This is a genomic window from Ralstonia flatus (genome assembly GCF_958439105.1).
Lineage (GTDB): Bacteria > Pseudomonadota > Gammaproteobacteria > Burkholderiales > Burkholderiaceae > Ralstonia > Ralstonia flatus.
This window is the reverse complement of sequence record NZ_CAUDLI010000002.1, coordinates 662,338-678,627: the sequence shown is the minus strand read 5'-3', so window position 1 is coordinate 678,627 and position 16,290 is coordinate 662,338. Positions and strand designations below refer to the sequence as shown.

14 protein-coding genes and 1 riboswitch are annotated in these 16,290 nt (G+C 65.7%); of the genes, 7 read left to right on the top strand and 7 right to left on the bottom strand.

What is annotated here, in order from left to right; translation table 11 throughout:
- Nucleotides 1–290 precede the first annotated feature (290 nt).
- Nucleotides 291–1,217: a sugar kinase gene (locus tag R2676_RS06750; protein ID WP_206273521.1), complete on the bottom strand. Its 927-nt coding sequence runs from the start codon at nt 1,215–1,217 to the stop codon at nt 291–293.
- Nucleotides 1,218–1,228: 11 nt separating this feature from the next.
- Nucleotides 1,229–2,506 (bottom strand): amino acid deaminase, encoded by a 1,278-nt coding sequence (locus R2676_RS06745; protein WP_316856760.1) that lies wholly within the window; start codon nt 2,504–2,506, stop codon nt 1,229–1,231.
- A 162-nt stretch (nt 2,507–2,668) separates the two neighbouring features.
- Between R2676_RS06745 and R2676_RS06740 the strand changes: the two genes are divergently transcribed.
- The 5 genes from R2676_RS06740 (at nt 2,669) to R2676_RS06720 (ending at nt 7,559) form a co-directional block, all read left to right on the top strand.
- Nucleotides 2,669–3,538 (top strand): MurR/RpiR family transcriptional regulator, encoded by an 870-nt coding sequence (locus R2676_RS06740; RefSeq protein WP_027679120.1) that lies wholly within the window; start codon nt 2,669–2,671, stop codon nt 3,536–3,538.
- Between the two features lies 1 nt (nt 3,539).
- Nucleotides 3,540–5,036: an N-acyl-D-amino-acid deacylase family protein gene (locus R2676_RS06735; RefSeq protein WP_206273523.1), complete on the top strand. Its 1,497-nt coding sequence runs from the start codon at nt 3,540–3,542 to the stop codon at nt 5,034–5,036.
- Between the two features lie 41 nt (nt 5,037–5,077).
- Nucleotides 5,078–5,464 (top strand): RidA family protein, encoded by a 387-nt coding sequence (locus tag R2676_RS06730; protein WP_009240594.1) that lies wholly within the window; start codon nt 5,078–5,080, stop codon nt 5,462–5,464.
- Nucleotides 5,465–5,545: 81 nt separating this feature from the next.
- On the top strand, nt 5,546–6,898 hold the full coding sequence (locus tag R2676_RS06725) for a GntT/GntP/DsdX family permease (RefSeq protein WP_027679122.1): 1,353 nt from the start codon (nt 5,546–5,548) through the stop codon (nt 6,896–6,898).
- A gap of 34 nt (nt 6,899–6,932) precedes the next feature.
- Entirely contained in the window at nt 6,933–7,559 is a 627-nt protein-coding gene (locus R2676_RS06720) for a bifunctional 4-hydroxy-2-oxoglutarate aldolase/2-dehydro-3-deoxy-phosphogluconate aldolase (RefSeq protein WP_102066226.1), read from the top strand.
- Nucleotides 7,560–7,593: 34 nt separating this feature from the next.
- Here R2676_RS06720 and ribB read toward each other — a convergent pair whose 3' ends face one another.
- Nucleotides 7,594–8,319, bottom strand: coding sequence for a 3,4-dihydroxy-2-butanone-4-phosphate synthase (gene ribB / locus R2676_RS06715; RefSeq protein WP_316887234.1), 726 nt, complete (start codon nt 8,317–8,319; stop codon nt 7,594–7,596).
- A gap of 126 nt (nt 8,320–8,445) precedes the next feature.
- A riboswitch (FMN riboswitch) is annotated at nt 8,446–8,601 on the bottom strand.
- A gap of 116 nt (nt 8,602–8,717) precedes the next feature.
- Complete coding sequence (locus R2676_RS06710) at nt 8,718–9,941, bottom strand: Zn-dependent hydrolase (protein WP_206273525.1); 1,224 nt, start codon at nt 9,939–9,941, stop codon at nt 8,718–8,720.
- A 339-nt stretch (nt 9,942–10,280) separates the two neighbouring features.
- Between R2676_RS06710 and R2676_RS06705 the strand changes: the two genes are divergently transcribed.
- Entirely contained in the window at nt 10,281–11,936 is a 1,656-nt protein-coding gene (locus tag R2676_RS06705) for a phospholipid carrier-dependent glycosyltransferase (protein WP_206273660.1), read from the top strand.
- 85 nt (nt 11,937–12,021) lie between these two features.
- On the opposite strand, the gene R2676_RS06700 is transcribed toward R2676_RS06705, so the two are convergent.
- From R2676_RS06700 to R2676_RS06690, 3 genes are all read right to left on the bottom strand, one after another.
- On the bottom strand, nt 12,022–12,468 hold the full coding sequence (locus tag R2676_RS06700) for a putative hemolysin (protein ID WP_206273526.1): 447 nt from the start codon (nt 12,466–12,468) through the stop codon (nt 12,022–12,024).
- A 122-nt stretch (nt 12,469–12,590) separates the two neighbouring features.
- Nucleotides 12,591–13,886, bottom strand: a complete 1,296-nt coding sequence (locus tag R2676_RS06695) for an ATP-binding protein (protein ID WP_206273527.1) — start codon at nt 13,884–13,886, stop codon at nt 12,591–12,593.
- Nucleotides 13,873–14,601 (bottom strand): response regulator, encoded by a 729-nt coding sequence (locus R2676_RS06690; protein WP_027679133.1) that lies wholly within the window; start codon nt 14,599–14,601, stop codon nt 13,873–13,875. Before R2676_RS06690 ends, R2676_RS06695 begins: the two co-directional genes overlap by 14 nt.
- Before the next feature lie 253 nt (nt 14,602–14,854).
- Between R2676_RS06690 and R2676_RS06685 the strand changes: the two genes are divergently transcribed.
- Nucleotides 14,855–16,252: an MdtA/MuxA family multidrug efflux RND transporter periplasmic adaptor subunit gene (locus tag R2676_RS06685; RefSeq protein ID WP_206273528.1), complete on the top strand. Its 1,398-nt coding sequence runs from the start codon at nt 14,855–14,857 to the stop codon at nt 16,250–16,252.
- Nucleotides 16,253–16,290 lie beyond the last annotated feature (38 nt).

Here is a 16,290-nt window from a genome sequence, read left to right as displayed (position 1 = left end):
GGCGTTTTTCTTTACCCAACAAGAACACAACTGGACACCAACACAGGCACACGACGGTTTGGCCGTACCCTGCCCTAGATGGCGCCTTGAATTTCTGTGAGCGTGCGGAAAAAGGAAGGAGGCCTGTCTGAGCGCAGCGAGTTTGCCTCCTTCCCCGCACGGTCACATAAATTCAAGGAGTGGGTCGCCATCTCGGGCGCGCCTTTCTTTGCTTACTTTCTTTGGCAAGACAAAGAAAGTGAGTCGCCCCCGGCAGGGGGTGAAACAAGGGATGCACCATCAACATCGACCTAAACAGCTTGCGCAGAACCCAACACCGCCCGCACAACCTCCACCCGCGGAATCGGCGCCACAGCGCTATACCCCGTCGTCGAAATCGCAGCCGCCACATTGGCATACCGCGCCGCCTCCGCAGGCGAATCCCCGGCAACAATCCGCGCCACAAACGCACCACCAAAACAGTCCCCCGCGCCGGTCGCATCGACGGCATTGACGGTATGACGCGGCACCAGCGTACGGTACTCCGGTGTGGCCACGTAGCAGCCTTCCGCGCCCATCTTCAGCGCCACCAGCTTCACGCCCCAGCCGAGCAGCGTATCGACAATGCCGTCACGGTCATGGCAGTCGAGCAGCACGGTTACATCGTCCCAACTCGGCAGGCACAGATCGCACGTGCGCATCGCTTCCTGCATCACGGCGCGGGCACGCGCGAGCGGCCACAGGCGCAAGCGCAGATTGGTGTCAAACGACACCAGCACACCCGCCGCCCGCGCATGCGCCATCGCTGCCAAACCCGCATCGCACGCGGTGTCGCTGATGGCCAGGCTGATCCCCGACAGGTGAAACGCCTTGGCCGCCGCAATCGCCTGCAGCGGCAGTTGCGCGGTCTGGAAGCGGCTCGCGGCCGAGCCTGCACGCAGGTAGTCGAAATGGTGGCCACGCGCGTCGTGCGAAACGAAGTACAGGCCGGTGGGCGCCTGCGCATCGGTGTGCACGTAGGTGTGGTCGACGCCCTCGTCCTGCCACAGTGCACGCAGCGCCTGGCCGAAGCGGTCGGCGCCCACTGCGCTGATGTAGCCCGTGCGCGCGCCCTGCCGCGCCGCAGCGATGCAGAAGTTCGACGTATCGCCGCCGAAGCCGAAATTCCACGACGTGCTGCCGGGATCCGCCTGGTTGAACTCGATCAGCGCTTCGCCATAGGCGAGGATGTCAGCCATGGGCGCCCCGCTCAGAAGTAGGTCTGCACAACGTCGACCACGTTGTAGGCGTCGTCAACGACAGAAATCTGGCGCCACTTGTCGAAGGTGAGGCACGGGTGCGAGATGTCGAAGGCGATCATGTCGCCGACCTTGATGTCGTCGCCCGGGGCGATCTTCAGGTAGGCATGCTGATCCATCATGCCGGTGACTTCCCAGTGCGCCGGCGTGGCCGACGAGGTCTTGTCGCCCGGCCGGAAATGCAGGACCGGCAGCGGCAGACCGGCGTCGAATGCAGCATCGCGCTTGCCCAGCGCAATGATGGCGCGCTCGCCCTCCGGCACGGACTGCACATAGGCCCACAGTTGCAGCGCGGGCAGCAGGCTCGAACGCATCTTGTGCGCGATCGGGTTGTTGGCGTCGATACGGGCCTGCGCGGCACGGTAGATGCCCACGTCGTGCGTCAGATAGCAGCCGGGGCGCAGCACCACATCCAGCGGCTGGCCGATATTGGCTTTGGCGAACTCTTCGGCGACGACGTCGTACCAGGCTGAACCGGCACCCGTGAGCACGGCCGGCGTGCGCTGCAGGCGCCCGTCCTTTGCAAGGTCACCCATCACCTTTACCGCGCGCTGCAGGAACGTGCGGATATCCGCCTCTTCCTTGATCACGCCTTCATAAACTTCCACGCCCGCGAGCTTGACGGCGCCATCGGCCCGCGTGAGCGCATCGAGCACCGATTGCAGTTGCGCGTCGTCGCGCACGCCCGTGCGACCGCCCTGCACGCCCAGTTCGATCAGCACCTGGATCGGGCGCCCCGCCTTGCCGAAGAAGGCGGCAAGCTGATCGACCTGATCCGCCGCATCCACCAGGCAGAAGAACTCGAACGTCGGATCGGCCAGCAACTCGGCCAGGATCGCCATGTTGCGCTTGCCGACCAGCTGGTTGGCCATCAGCACGCGACGCACGCCGTGGGCATATGCAATGCGTGTCTGGTGCGCCGTTGCCAGCGTGATGCCCCACGCACCGCCGGCCAGCTGACGTTGGAACAGGCGCGGCGCCATCGTCGTCTTGCCATGCGGTGCGAGCTTGGCGCCGTATTCGCTCACGAAGCGCTGCATCCAGGCGAGGTTGTGCTCCACGCGCGACTGCGAGAGCACCGCCGCGGGCAGGTTCAGGTCTTCGTTCAATACGTTCCACCGCTGGGCAGCGATCTGCTCCGGCGTGCATGCGGCTTCCAACGCACCCAAGCCCTTGTCGAGCGGGTTGACGAGGGCGTTGGCGTCTCCTTGGTACTTTGTATCACTCATGGGAATGGACTCGTGTTCCTTTGGGGGTAAACATCGGGTTGACATAATGATAGCGGCGAAATTATTCTCCGGGCCAGCCTGTTACAAAGTACCAAAGCACTCTCAAAGCCGCTATCCGGACGACTACCGGGGGCCAGAATGCGAGACCCTAAGCCCGACCCGATGCGTGAACCGATGGACATCGTGACCCGACTCTCCCAGCGTGCCGCTGAACTGCGCCCCGCCGAGCAAAAGGTCGCGCAGACCGTCCTGAGCGACATTGCAGAAGCCGCCGCCGGCAGCATACAGACGCTCGCCGAACGCGCCGGCGTGAGTGAGGCCAGCGTCACCCGTTTTGCCAAGGCGATGGGTTGCCGCGATGTGCGCGAACTCAAGCTCAAGCTAGCGCAGGCAGCCGCAGTCGGCCAGCGCTTTCTGGATGGCGGTGCGGACCGCCCGCCCTCCAGCGCCGACGGCATCCTGGCCGACATCAGCAATGTGCTGGAGGCCAACCGCGCGCTGGTGCAGCCCGAGGCCTTCCGTACTGCCGCTGTCGCACTGGTGGCGGCGCGCATGATTGCCGTGTTCGGCATGGGCGGCGGCTCGACCACCATGGCCGACGAAATGCGCTACCGGCTCGCCCGCCTGGGACGGCCGGTCACCACCTATCATGATTCGATGCTGCAGCGGATGGTCGCGGCCACGCTGAGCCCGGACGATGTGGTGGTCGTGTTTTCCGTGACCGGCCACGTGCCGGAGGTGATCGACAGCGTGACCATCGCGCGCGAGTACGGCGCCCGGATCGTCGCCATCACGGCCATGGGCTCGCCCCTGGCGACGCTGGCCGATGTCTTGCTGCCGATCCAGGCCATGGAAACCGATTTCATCTTCAAGCCGTCGTCATCGCGCTACGCCATGATGATGATGATCGACCTGCTGGCGACCGAGGTCGCGCTGCAGCAGTCCGATCGCAGCAAGGAGCTTTTACGGCGCATCAAGTACGTGCTCGATGCGCATCGCGGCGGCGGCAATCGCCAGCCGCTCGGAGATTGACATGCAGCAGTACGACACCGTCATCCGTCAAGTCCGCATTGTGGACGGCAGCGGCCACGAACCCGAGGCCACGCTGTTCGACGTGGCCATCACCGACGGCCGCATCGCCGCCATCGCCACATCCGACTCCACCGCGTGGCTGGGGGATGAGGAAATCGCCGGCGAGGGCCGCGTCCTTGCTCCTGGCTTCATCGACGTGCATACGCACGACGACACCAACGTGATCCGCACGCCCGACATGCTGTGCAAGGTGTCGCAAGGCATCACGACCGTCATCGTGGGCAACTGCGGCATCAGCGCGTCACCGGCCACGCTCAAGGGCGACCCGCCCGACCCGATGAACCTGCTGGGGCCTGCCAGCGCGTTTGCGTATCCGACCTTCGCGTCGTACGTGGACGCCGTGGAGCGCGCGCAACCGGCTGTGAACGTCGCCGCGCTGGTCGGGCACACGGCGCTGCGCAACAACCATCTGGACCGCCTCGACCGCCCCGCCACCGCTAACGAGGTTGAAGGCATGCGCGCGCAGCTGCGCGAGGCGCTCGACCACGGCGCGCTCGGCCTGTCGACCGGCCTGGCCTACGCCAACGCCTTTGCGTCGACCACCGAAGAAGTGATGGGCCTGGCGGAGCCGCTGGCCGGGGCCGGCGCGATCTACACGACGCATCTGCGTACCGAATTTGCGGCGATTCTCGATGCGATGGACGAGGCGTACCGCGTCGGCAAACATGCGCGCGTGCCGATCGTGATCTCGCACCTGAAGTGCGCGGGCGCTGCCAATTGGGGCCGCGCGGGCGAAGTGCTGGAATCCATCGAAGGCGCGCAGCGCTATCAGCCGGTGGGCTGCGACTGCTATCCGTACACCGCAAGCTCGTCCACGCTGGACTTGAAGCAGGTGACGGACGAATTCGACATCTTCATCACGTGGTCGGAGCCCGAACCCAGCATGGCTGGGCAGACGCTCAAGGAGATTGCTGCCGCGTGGGGCACCGACCTTATGGACGCGGCGCGCCGCCTGCAGCCGGCGGGCGCCGTGTACCACAACATGTCGGCGCAGGACCTGGACCGCATCATCACGCACCCCGCCACCGTCATCGGCTCCGACGGCCTGCCGAACGATCCGAAACCGCATCCGCGCCTGTGGGGCGCCTTCCCGCGCGTGCTCGGTTACTACAGCCGCGAGCGCAAGCTGCTCTCGCTTGCAGCCGCCGTCCGCAAGATGACGGGCCAGTCTGCCGAGCGCTTCGGGCTGAGCGAACGCGGCCTCGTGCGCGAGGGCTACTGGGCCGATCTCGTGCTGTTCGACCCGGAAACGGTGCGCGATGTCGCCACCTTTACCGACCCGCAGCAACCGGCAACGGGCATTGCGGCCGTGTGGGTCAACGGCCATCTGTCGTATCAGGGAGGCGCCGCGCAGCCCGCTGTGCGGACACCCGGCGCGGGTCGCTTCCTCAAGCGCGGCCCGCGTGCGCCGGCAACGGCGGCCGCCGAGGTCCACTGAATCCAAGTTTTGTTTGCAAGTTTGAAAGAAGGAACGTAGCGATGACGATTACCCGAATTGGCGTTGAAGGCGGCACCGGCACCGGTGGCCAGCACCTCCCCTTTGCCCGTGCGGCGGGCGCAGACGGCTGGCTGTTTGTGTCGGGCCAGACGCCCATGGTGAATGGCGAGGTGGTCGGCAACGGCATCGTCGAGCAATCGCACCAGACCATCAAGAACGTGCTGGCCATCCTGGCCGAAGCCGGCTACGGGCCCGAGCACGTCGTGCGCTGCGGCGTGTGGCTGGATGATCCGCGCGACTTCCAGTCGTTCAACAAGGTGTTCAAGGAGTACTTCGGTGCCAACCCGCCCGCGCGCGCCTGCGTGGTGTCGAGCATGGTCATCGACTGCAAGGTCGAAGTCGATTGCGTGGCCTACAAGAAGCCGTAATCCGCATTTTTCATAAGGGCGCGCTGCATGACGGGGCGCCCAGACAACAAGAGCCGTGAATATCCCTGAGGAGGAAACCCGATGGTCCCGATGCAAGGCAACTCGCTATTGCTGACCGCCGCGCTGGCGGTGGTCGCACTGATCTACCTGATCGCTGTCCAGAAACTGAACCCGTTCGTTACGCTGATCGTCGTCTCGCTCGTGCTGGGCGTGGTGGTTGGCATGCCGATGGGCAATATCGTCAAGGCGTTCGAAACCGGGGTGGGCAACACGCTCGGCCACATCGCCCTGGTGGTGGGCCTCGGGACGATGCTCGGCAAGATGATGGCGGAATCAGGCGGGGCCGAGCGCATCGCCAAAACGCTCATCAGTGCCTTTGGCGAGAAGAACGCGCACTGGGCCATGATGGTCGTGGCGTTCATCATCGGCTTGCCGGTGTTCTTCGAAGTCGGCTTCGTGCTGCTGATCCCGATTGCCTTCAACGTGGCCAAGCGCACGGGCACGCCGATCCTGCTGGTGGGCCTGCCGATGGTGGCCGGTCTGTCGGTGGTGCATGGTCTGATCCCGCCGCACCCGGCGGCGCTGCTGGCCGTGACGGCGTATCAGGCCGACATCGGCAAGACCATCATGTATGCGCTGATCGTCGGCCTGCCGACCGCCATCCTGGCCGGTCCGCTCTGGGCGATGCTGGTTTCGCGCTATGTCAAGCCGGACGAGAACAACCCGCTGGCCGCGCAGTTTGTTGAAGCCGACCAGAAGCGCGAGCTGCCGGGCTTTGGCGTGACGCTGTTCACGATCCTGCTGCCGGTGGTGCTGATGCTGATCGGCAGCTGGGCCGACCTGATCGTCCCGCCCAAGACGCTGGCAAACGACATCCTGAAGCTGGCCGGCAACTCCGTGATGGCCCTGCTGATTGCCGCCATCGTGAGCTTCTACACGTTCGGCAAGGCACGCGGCTTCAATCGCGACACCATCCTCAAGTTCACCAACGAGTGTCTGGCACCGATCGCCACGATCACGCTGGTGGTGGGCGCAGGCGGCGGCTTCGGCCAGATCCTGCGTGATTCGGGCGTGTCGAAGGCCATCGTGGCCGTCGCCACCGATGCACATCTCTCGCCGCTGCTGCTGGGCTGGGTGGTGGCCGTGCTGATTCGCATCGCCACGGGTTCGGCCACGGTGGCCATGACGACCGCCTGCGGTATCGTCGCGCCGATCGCCGCCGCCTCTGGCGCCGCCGTCAAGCCGGAGCTGATGGTGCTGGCCACCGGCGCAGGCTCGCTGATCCTGTCGCACGTGAACGACGGCGGCTTCTGGCTGGTGAAGGAGTACTTCAACCTGACCGTGCCGCAAACTTTCAAGACGTGGACGGTGCTGGAAACCATCATCTCGATCGTCGCGCTGCTGCTCACGCTGGCGCTGGCGACCGTCGTTTAAGCTTGTTCCGTTGAAGTTGATCTAGGAGAACGTTGTGGGTATCGATTCCGTCGTCAAGGCCGGCCCGGTCATCCCGGTGCTGCAGTTCCAATCTGTCGATGAGGGCGTCAAGGTGTGCCGCGCGCTGTACGAGGGCGGTATCCGCACGTTCGAGATCACGATGCGCACGCCGGTGGCGCTCGACGTGATCCGTGCGGTGGTGAAGGACCTGGGCAGCGATGCCATCGTCGGCGCCGGCACGCTCACGCGCCCGGAGCATTTCCAGCAGGCGAAGGATGCCGGGGCGGTGTTCGCGGTGTCGCCGGGCATTACGCCGATGCTGGCCGTGGCACAGGCGAAAGCTGAACTGGACTGGCTGCCGGGCATCGCCACGCCGTCCGAGCTGATCCTGGCACTGGAGTTCGGCCTGACCACGCTGAAGTTCTTCCCGGCCGAAGCGGCTGGCGGCATCCCGATGCTCAAGTCGATCTACGGGCCGTTTGGCGATGTGCGTTTCTGCCCGACCGGCGGGATCACGCCGCAAAGCGCGCCAGACTATCTCGCATTGCCCAACGTCGTGTGTGTGGGCGGCTCGTGGATGGTGCCCAAGGACAAGGTCGCGGCCGGCGACTGGGCAGGCATCACGGCGCTCGCCAAGGAAGCCGCCGCGCTCAAGCGGTAACCAGCGTCACCTCTCTCGCGCGGCCGGCTGGTCGTCAGACAAAGCTGACCGCGCGCTCCATCTGCTCCCGATATTGAACGATGTCTTCAATGGTCAGCACCGGCAGGTTGTGCTGATCGGCGAAGCGCACCGCGTCGTCACGGCGCGCCATGGTGCCATCGGGCAGCATCAGTTCGCGTAGCACGGCGGCCGGCGGCAAGCCTGCCAGACGTGCCAGGTCGACCGAGCCCTCGGTATGACCGCGCCGCGTGAGCACCCCACCCTCCTTTGCTACCAGCGGGAATACGTGCCCCGGGCTGACGACCGATTGCGTATCGGCATCGGGCGCGATGGCCGCGCAGATGGTCGTGATGCGATCCGCCGCCGATACGCCGGTGCTCACGCCGGTGCGGGCTTCAATCGACACCGTGAACGCCGTGCCGTACTGGCTGCGGTTGTCTTCCACCATCGGGCGCAAGCCGAGCGACGCGCTCTTCTCCGCCGTCAGGCACAGGCAGACGATGCCGCTGCACTCGCGAATCAGCATGGCCATGCTGGCCTGCGTGAGCTTGTCGGCGGCGACGATGAGGTCGGCCTCGTTTTCGCGGTCGGCATCGTCGAGCACGACCACAGGCACGCCAAGCCGCACCGCGTCGAGGGCGGCGGCCATGCGCGCGGGCATGTCGGCCGGATCGAAGCGGGCTTCGATGGCGTCAAACGCCACATTCGCGGAAGGCAATGCGGGCGGGTGAACTGCAGGGGATTGCTGAGTGGACAACATGGAAACGCTCCTCGCAAGATTGGCGACAAGACGTTCCAGGGCAAGCAGACAAACACGCGCGAGCCATGCAGCCACGCAGCCCGGCACAAAGCCAGGCGCGCTCCTGTAGCACGCGCGTGTTGTTCCGCACATCTTCTTCCATCCGGACTCTGACCGTCGGCCCCGGCATCTCACCGGATCTGCTGACCCCTGCATGCAGGCGCATGCAAGGCGCTCGCGAGCTCACGGACACACGGTCCGCATACCGCCGGTGGGGAATTTCACCCCGCCCTGAAGACGTACTGAACCGGCAGGATCGCCGGCAAACGCAATGCTACCGCAACAGGTTGCAACGATTCGACCCTACTGACGGGTCGGGCAAAGCGCTATGCCGTCATATCGTTATCACGCCATTTCGCTCACCGCGCCCGTGCCAGCATGGCATGCAGCAGCACATCGGCACCGCGCGTCACATCTTCGGGAAGCGCATCTTCCGCTTCGTTGTGGCTCAGACCGTTCACGCACGGGATGAAGATCATCGCCGTCGGGCAATGCTTGGCAATGTGGATGGCGTCGTGCCCGGCGCCGCTCACGATGCGCTGATGCGGGTAGTCGAGGGCCTCTACCGCATCGGCCACCGCCTTCACGCAGGCGGCGTCGAACGGCGTGGCCGGGCTGACCCAGTGCTGGTCGATCTGCACGGCTAGGCCGCGGCGCTCTGCAATGTCGGCAAAGCGTTCACGCAGCGCCGCTTCCATCTCGGCAATGCGCGCGTCTTCGTGGTGACGCAAATCCACCGTGAACGTGAGATCGGCGGCGATGGTGTTGCGGGAGGCATTGCGGATGCCGAGTTCGCCGATCGTCACGAGGCCATGCGGCGCAAAGCTGTCGACCAGCACTTCCAGCGAGGTCGCCATCTCCGCTGCCGCAAACATCGCGTCGCGGCGGAAACGCATGGGCGTGGTGCCCGCATGGGCGGCCTGGCCCTGCACATGCACATCGAGCCAGCGGATCGCCTGCCCGCCCGTCACCACGCCAATCGGCACGCCGTTCTCTTCCAGGATCGGCCCTTGCTCGATATGCGCCTCGAAGTAGGCGTCGAACGGTGCACCGGGGATGGCGCGTTCGCCCGCGTAGCGCGTTGCCGCCAGCGCTTCGGCCACGGAGATGCCCTGCGCATCACGCGAGACCAACGCCTGTTCCAGCGGCATGACGCCTGCAAATGCGGCTGAACCCAACATGGCGGGCGTAAAGCGCGCCCCCTCCTCGTTGGTCCACACGACAATCTCGATGGGCTTGTCGGTTTCAATGCCCGCGTCGTTGAGCGTGCGCACCACTTCCAGCGCGGCCAGCACACCGTAGACGCCATCGAAGCGCCCGCCTTCGGGCTGCGTGTCGAGATGACTGCCGCTCGCCACGGGGCGGGCTTGCGCCGATTTGCCGGCGCGGCGCGCAAACAGATTGCCGACGCGGTCAAAGCTGAGCGTCATGCCCGCGTCTTTGCACCAGCGTGCGAACAGCGCGCGGCCGGCCGCGTCTTCTTCCGTCAGCGCTAGGCGCCGCACGCCGCCTTTTGGCGTGGCACCGACCGCCGCCATTTCCATCAGGCTCGACCACAGCCGCGCCCCGTTGACCTTCAACATGTCTCCATTCCTTTTGCATGCGCGCCGACCGGCTCGGCGCATCCAGCCGCCTTTATCTGGCAATCGCAAAATGCGCGTCAAATTGCGAATGTTTATTCGGGCTATAAGTCCGGCAAATATGGCGGCGCAAAGCGTGCTTCACGGTTTCGGACCGACGCCCTCGTTGACGGAGGCGACGAGCTTGGCCTTCATGGCGCGACAACTCCGGGGACAAGACATTTGGCCAGGCTAACCGTCCGCTAACCTCGCATCGACTAGAATCCAAGCCTTTCTGACCGTGCTCGCTATTGCCGCCCTCGCATGGAATCCCGCCTTGTTTCTCCCCGCCGCTCGCCGTGGATGGCGTTGATCGTTGTCGCGCTCATCGGCGTGTTCCTCGCGCTGTGGACGGACGACCTCTTCCAGCGCTCCACCCTGTTCCGGCCCGATGAAGGCCGCTATGCGGAGATCCCGCGCGAGATGGTGGCCTCCGGCGACTGGGTGACGCCGCGTCTGAACGATCTCAAATATTTCGAAAAGCCGCCGCTGCAGTACTGGACGACCGCCGCCACGTTCGAGGCATTCGGCGTCAACGCCTGGGGGGCACGCCTGTGGCCGGTGCTGTTCGGCCTGGGCGGCATCCTGATGACGGCATGGACGCTGGCCGTCTATCGCGGCGGGCGCACGGCGGCGACGGGCGCGGCGATTTTGGCCTCGTCGCTGCTGTATCTGCTGTTCGGGCAGGTCATCACGCTCGACATGGGCGTGGGCTTTTTCCTGACCGTCGGTGCGTGCGGCTTTGCGCTGGCGCAGCGGTCGGGCGCATCGCGTGGCGGACGGCTCGCCTGGATGCTGGTGGTCTGGCTGGCCCTGGCCGGTGCAACCCTGACCAAAGGACTGATCGGGCTGGTCGTGCCCGGCCTGATCGGCGTTGCCTATCTGCTGATGACGCGCGACTGGGCGCTGATCCGCCGCATGCATTGGCTGCCGGGCCTGGCGCTGTACCTGATCGCCACGGTGCCGTGGTTCGTGATCGTGCAGCAGCGCAATCCTGAGTTCTTCAACTTCTTCTTCATCCACGAGCATTTCCAGCGCTTCCTCACCAACGAGCACCATCGCAGCGGCAAGTGGTGGTACTTCATCGCGGTGGGCGCGGCCGGGTTGCTGCCGTGGACGCCGCTGCTGTTTGCGGCCATCGGCCGGCGCCTGGGCCGCGTGGCTGATCTCTTTGTCGGCACGCGGCAGTTTGACCTGATGCGCTGGTCAATTGCCTGGGCGGGGATGATCTTCCTGTTTTTCTCGGCCTCCAGTTCGAAGTTGCCCGGCTACATCGTGCCCGCCTTCCCCGCGCTGGCCATTGTGCTGGCGCTGGCGCTGGAGAAAATGCCGACGCGCGCCGTTGCGTGGTCGCTGGGTGTCAATCTGCTGATCGCCATTGGGCTGTGGTTTGCCGTGCCGACGATCGGCGCCAAGGCCGGCGCCAAGATGCCCGCCGAACAGGTGGCGCTGGCCATGCCGGCACTGCGCGAAGTGATGGCCATGCTGGCCGTCGGCACGCTGGCCGCGCTCGCCGCCTTGCGCTGGCAGCGGCGCACCGTCGCCGTAATCGTGCTGTCGATCTCCGCCCTGTTCTGCTGGGACCGCGTGCTCAACGCCAGCGAGATCTTCCGCGATGCATTGTCTGCCCGCGATCTCATCGAAAAGACGCTGAATGCGACGGGCCCGATTCCGCCCGAAACGCCTTTCTACTCGGTCGAGTGGCTGGACCAGACGGCCATCTATTACCTCGGGCGGCCGATGACGCTGGTGTCCGGCTTTGACGAACTCGAAATGGGCGCCGGGCTTGAACCGAGCAAGGTCGTTGCCACCACCGACGAATGGATCCGCCGCTGGACCGACGGGCCGCCCGCCTACGCCTTCATGCGCCGCACGACATGGCAGCATCTGCAAGCCGCCGGCGTACCGATGCGGCTGGTGGCGGAGTCTGCCGACAAGGTGGTGGTGGCGCGGCGGTAAGCGTCGCCAAATCGATCGCATCTTCCAAAACAAAAGGGCCGCAACGTCTGCGGCCCTTTTTGTTACCTGCAGCGACTGCCGGCGCTTACCACGTGCAACTGCCGCGCAGGAATGCCCATTCCTCGCATTCATCCCCGCCGGGGCTCACGCAGGTGCCCACCTCGGCGCCATTCGCACGCGTGGAAAATTCAAGCTGACCGCCGCGCTGCAGGCAATACGTGGATGCCGGATTCGCCATGCCGGGCGTTGCGCGCGGCGGTTCGGTGTCAGCAGCAGGCGGTGCGGTGTAGGTCGGCGGCGGAGTCGGCACCGGCTGCATGGCAGGTGAAGGCGGCAACGTCGTCGCGGGCGCAGGTGCAGGTGCGGGGGCCGGCGGGGGCGGCGGCGCGGGTTGGATGATCGTGCGCGGCGGCTCCCACGGAGGCATCGGCGACGAGCAACCCGCCAGACCCATCGCCAGCACACATGCAGCAACGGCAGCGGTCATGCGGGCCTGGCCAGCATCCTTGACGAGACAGACAGCGCGATTCATGCGTTTCCTCCCGGAGTTCTGGTGAGCGCACGCAACAAGCGTGCTTGCCTCGCCTAGGATAGCTTACGCAACCGCGTGCCCATATGTCAGTCGGGCGATTGGACGAATGGACGATCGGGCGATCAAGCCGCCGCAGTCGACACCGGAAACCGCATGGTGATGCGAAAACCGGGCGCGGACGCATCCGCCGCCGTCGGTCCGACCGCGAGGTCGCCGCCAAGATGACGCACCAGCCGATCGACGATCGCCAGGCCCAGCCCGCAGTGCGCGTTGCCGCCCCGCGCCGGGTCCAGGCGCACAAAGGGCCGCATGACGCGGTCAAAGTCGGCCGCGGGGATGCCGGCGCCATGATCTTCCACCGTCAGCGTGTAGCCGGCATCGTCCACGGCGGTGCGCACGTTGACGGGCTCCGCGCCATACGCGAACGCGTTGTCGAGCAGATTGACGACGATGCGCTCCAGATGCGTCGGCTTGAGGCGGAAGCGGTCCCCCGCATGCAGATCGAGCGCGACATGCTTGCCCTGCTCGGCAAACGGCTGCACCAGGCCGCGCAGATGGCGGTCGACCGACACCTCGCGCGCCTCGCTGTCGCCGCTTTGGGCATAGGCAAGAAACTGCTCGACGATGGCCGACATGGACTCGACATCGCGTTCGATACCGGCGCCGGCTTTCTGGTCGGCCAGCATTTCGGCGCGCAGGCGCAGGCGTGACAGCGGCGTCTTCAGGTCATGCGCAATGCCGGCAAGCATGGTGTTGCGCTCTTCGTCGGTGGCCGACAGGTCTGCCGCCATATGGTTGAACTGCTCGGTCAGCTGGCGAAGCTCGTAGGGGCCGCGCTCCTTGAGCGGGGGCACGTATCGACGGCGGGCCAGCGCACCGGCTGCATCGGCCAGCTCGCGCACGGGGCGCTGGATCTGCCACGCCGCGAAGAGCGAGAACGCAATCGCAATCGCCAGCACCACCATCACGCCGGGCACCACGGCCGAGATGGTGGGCGGCGCATGCACCCACACCAGCGGCATGGCGATCCACTTGTTGCGCTGCGGAAAGCGCACAAACACGCGCGGCGTGGGGCCCGCTTCGAGCCGCAGCTGCGTGTCGGAAGGCAAGCGGCGCGCAAGCTGACGCACCAACTCCGCAGATTTATCGGAGGCCGACGAAGCGTCGCCCACGGGGGCCTCGGCGGTTTCGGTCACGAGGTCGGGCAGCTTCACGCGCAGGTGACCATCCATCGCTGCCTGAAACGCCTGCAGCTGGAACGCCATCTGGTCTACCGACGCCTGGAACTGCCGCTCGCGCCGCTCCGCGCGCAGCACGCCCAGCCACGAGAAATGGCTGAGCACGAGCACCACCACGATCAGCACGGCCAAGCGGCCGAAGAGCGTGTCGAATCTGGGGCGAATCTTATTGAACTTCATTGACCTCTTCCCGCTCGTCCGGCACGAAGGTGTAGCCGCGGCCGCGTACGGTCTGGATATAGCGCGGGCGCTGGGCGTCTTCTTCCAGCACGCGACGCAGGCGCCAGATCTGCACGTCGATGCCGCGGTCGGACACACCGCTGCCCGGCCCGTACATCAACTCGACGATGTGCTCGCGCGTGAGCACCTGCATCGCATGCCCGATCAGCAGTTTCAGCAGCGCGAATTCGGTATCGCTGATGGACAGGGCGCGGTCGCCGCGAAACAGCGTGCGCATGCGGAAGTTGAGCTTGAACGGGCCGAAGCTGAAGCTGTCGCGGTCCTCCGGTGCAGAGGCCGGCACGGCCAGGCGGCGGCGCAGCACGGCATTGATGCGGGCCAGCAGCTCGCGGGGGGAAAACGGCTTGCCGAGGTAGTCGTCGGCGCCGATTTCCAGGCCGATGATGCGATCGATCTCATCGCTGCGGGCGGTGAGCAGGATGACCGGCACGTCGTCGTTGCGGGCGCGCAGGTCGCGCAGGGCGGACAGCCCGTCCACCTTGGGCATCATCAGGTCGAGGACGACCAGCGCGGGGCGCTCGCGCTCAAGCCTGGCTGCCAGCCCGTCGCCGTCGTGCAGCACGGAAACGGCAAAGCCCTGCTGGGTCAGGTATTCGCGCAGGAGGTCGCGCAGTTCGACGTCGTCATCGACGACCAGGATCTTGGTGCCGCTCATCTGTCTGGTGGAGTGTCTGGTACACGCAGGAAGGTGTGCTCATGATAGCGACTGTGGCCGTCACGAATCCGGCGCACTTTCACCATATTGTTTCTCCCCGTAACACCGCAACGGATTTGTAATCTGACGTAATAGAACCCGCTGCGCGACTAATTCAGCGCAAAGACGTTGCCTTTAAGCTGCGGTCTGACTGGCACGGGTGCCCGCTATCATGTGCGCTCGTCCCCATATTGCTAAGAACAGGAACGCCAACATGTCCGATCCCAAGGACCAGAAGCCCGGCCAGTTTGACGACGCCGGTCGCCGTACACACGACGGGAAAGAGACGCCCCACGAGGTGTCTCCGACGCTGCTGCCGCCCCCGCGCGAGGGCGGCAAGCGCCGCCGCTGGGGCATCTGGGTGGTGATCATTCTCCTGGTGCTGATCGGTTATGCGGTCTATCACGCGAAGTATCGCAACGCGGGCGGGCCGGGTGGGCCCGGTAGCCGGGGCGGCGCTGGCGGACGCGGCGCCGCCATGGCCAACAAGCCGATGCCGGTGATGGTTGGCACGGCCGTCAAGGGCGACATCAACGTGGTGCTGTCGGCGCTGGGCAATGTCACGCCGGTCAACAACGTGACGGTCAAAACACGCGTGGACGGCCAACTCGTGCGCCTGGCGTTTACCGAGGGCCAGATCGTCAAGGCCGGCGACCTGCTGGCCGAGGTCGACCCGCGCACCTATCAGGCGCAGCTCGCGCAGGCGGAAGGTCAGCTGGCGCGCGATCAGGCGCTGCTGCAGAACGCGAAGCTCGACCTGCAGCGCTATCAGACGCTGCTCTCGCAGGATTCGATCTCCAAGCAGCAGGTGGATACGCAGGCCGCGCTCGTGCGCCAATACGACGGCACGGTCAAGCTGGACCAGGGCAACGTCGACAACGCGCGCGTGCAGCTTTCCTATACGCGCATCACGGCGCCGGTGTCGGGCCGGGTTGGCCTGCGCCAGGTCGATCCGGGCAACATCGTGCATGCGTCGGACACCAACGGCATCGTCGTCATCACGCAGATCGACCCGATCACGGTCATCTATTCGATTCCCGAAGACAGCCTGCCCAAGGTCATGCCGCGCCTGCAGTCCGGCGACAAGCTGCCGGTGGAAGCGTGGGACCGCAGCCAGACCACGCAGCTCGCGCGCGGCGTGCTCATGACGGTCGACAACACCATCGACAACACCACCGGCACGGTCAAGCTGCGTGCGCAGTTCCCGAACCAGAACGCGATGCTGTTTCCCAATCAGTTCGTGAACGTTCGCATGCAGGTGGATACGCTGCGCGACGTGGTGATCGTGCCGGGCGCCGCCATCCAGCGCGGCACGCAGGGCACCTTCGTCTACGTGGTCGGCGACGACAACAAGGTGGCGCTGCGCGTGATCAAGCTGGGCGTGACCGAAGGCGAGCGCGTGTCGGTGGCGCAAGGCCTGCAGCCCGGCGAGCGCGTGGTGGTTGACGGTGCCGACAAGCTGCGCGACGGCTCGCCGGTTGAGGTGATCCAGCCGGGAGCCGCCGCCGCAAGCGCACCCGCCGCCGGCCAAGCCCATCAGGGCGGGCGTCATCGCCGTGGCCAGGGCGGTGCTTCGGCACCCGCCGCGAGTGCCCCGGCCGCCAAACCGTAAGCCCTGAGTCGTGCATTGCATGCACGCGCCTGACGAAG

Excerpts from the sequence above, each read along its gene's own strand:
- R2676_RS06750 (WP_206273521.1), bottom strand. The coding sequence starts at position 1,217 with ATGGCTGACATCCTCGCCTATGGCGAAGCGCTGATCGAGTTCAACCAG.
- R2676_RS06745 (WP_316856760.1), bottom strand. The coding sequence starts at position 2,506 with ATGAGTGATACAAAGTACCAAGGAGACGCCAACGCCCTCGTCAACCCG.
- R2676_RS06740 (WP_027679120.1), top strand. The coding sequence starts at position 2,669 with ATGCGTGAACCGATGGACATCGTGACCCGACTCTCCCAGCGTGCCGCT.
- R2676_RS06735 (WP_206273523.1), top strand. The coding sequence starts at position 3,540 with ATGCAGCAGTACGACACCGTCATCCGTCAAGTCCGCATTGTGGACGGC.
- R2676_RS06730 (WP_009240594.1), top strand. The coding sequence starts at position 5,078 with ATGACGATTACCCGAATTGGCGTTGAAGGCGGCACCGGCACCGGTGGC.
- R2676_RS06725 (WP_027679122.1), top strand. The coding sequence starts at position 5,546 with ATGGTCCCGATGCAAGGCAACTCGCTATTGCTGACCGCCGCGCTGGCG.
- ribB (WP_316887234.1), bottom strand. The coding sequence starts at position 8,319 with ATGTTGTCCACTCAGCAATCCCCTGCAGTTCACCCGCCCGCATTGCCT.
- R2676_RS06710 (WP_206273525.1), bottom strand. The coding sequence starts at position 9,941 with ATGTTGAAGGTCAACGGGGCGCGGCTGTGGTCGAGCCTGATGGAAATG.
- R2676_RS06705 (WP_206273660.1), top strand. The coding sequence starts at position 10,281 with ATGGCGTTGATCGTTGTCGCGCTCATCGGCGTGTTCCTCGCGCTGTGG.
- R2676_RS06700 (WP_206273526.1), bottom strand. The coding sequence starts at position 12,468 with ATGAATCGCGCTGTCTGTCTCGTCAAGGATGCTGGCCAGGCCCGCATG.
- R2676_RS06695 (WP_206273527.1), bottom strand. The coding sequence starts at position 13,886 with ATGAAGTTCAATAAGATTCGCCCCAGATTCGACACGCTCTTCGGCCGC.
- R2676_RS06690 (WP_027679133.1), bottom strand. The coding sequence starts at position 14,601 with ATGAGCGGCACCAAGATCCTGGTCGTCGATGACGACGTCGAACTGCGC.
- R2676_RS06685 (WP_206273528.1), top strand. The coding sequence starts at position 14,855 with ATGTCCGATCCCAAGGACCAGAAGCCCGGCCAGTTTGACGACGCCGGT.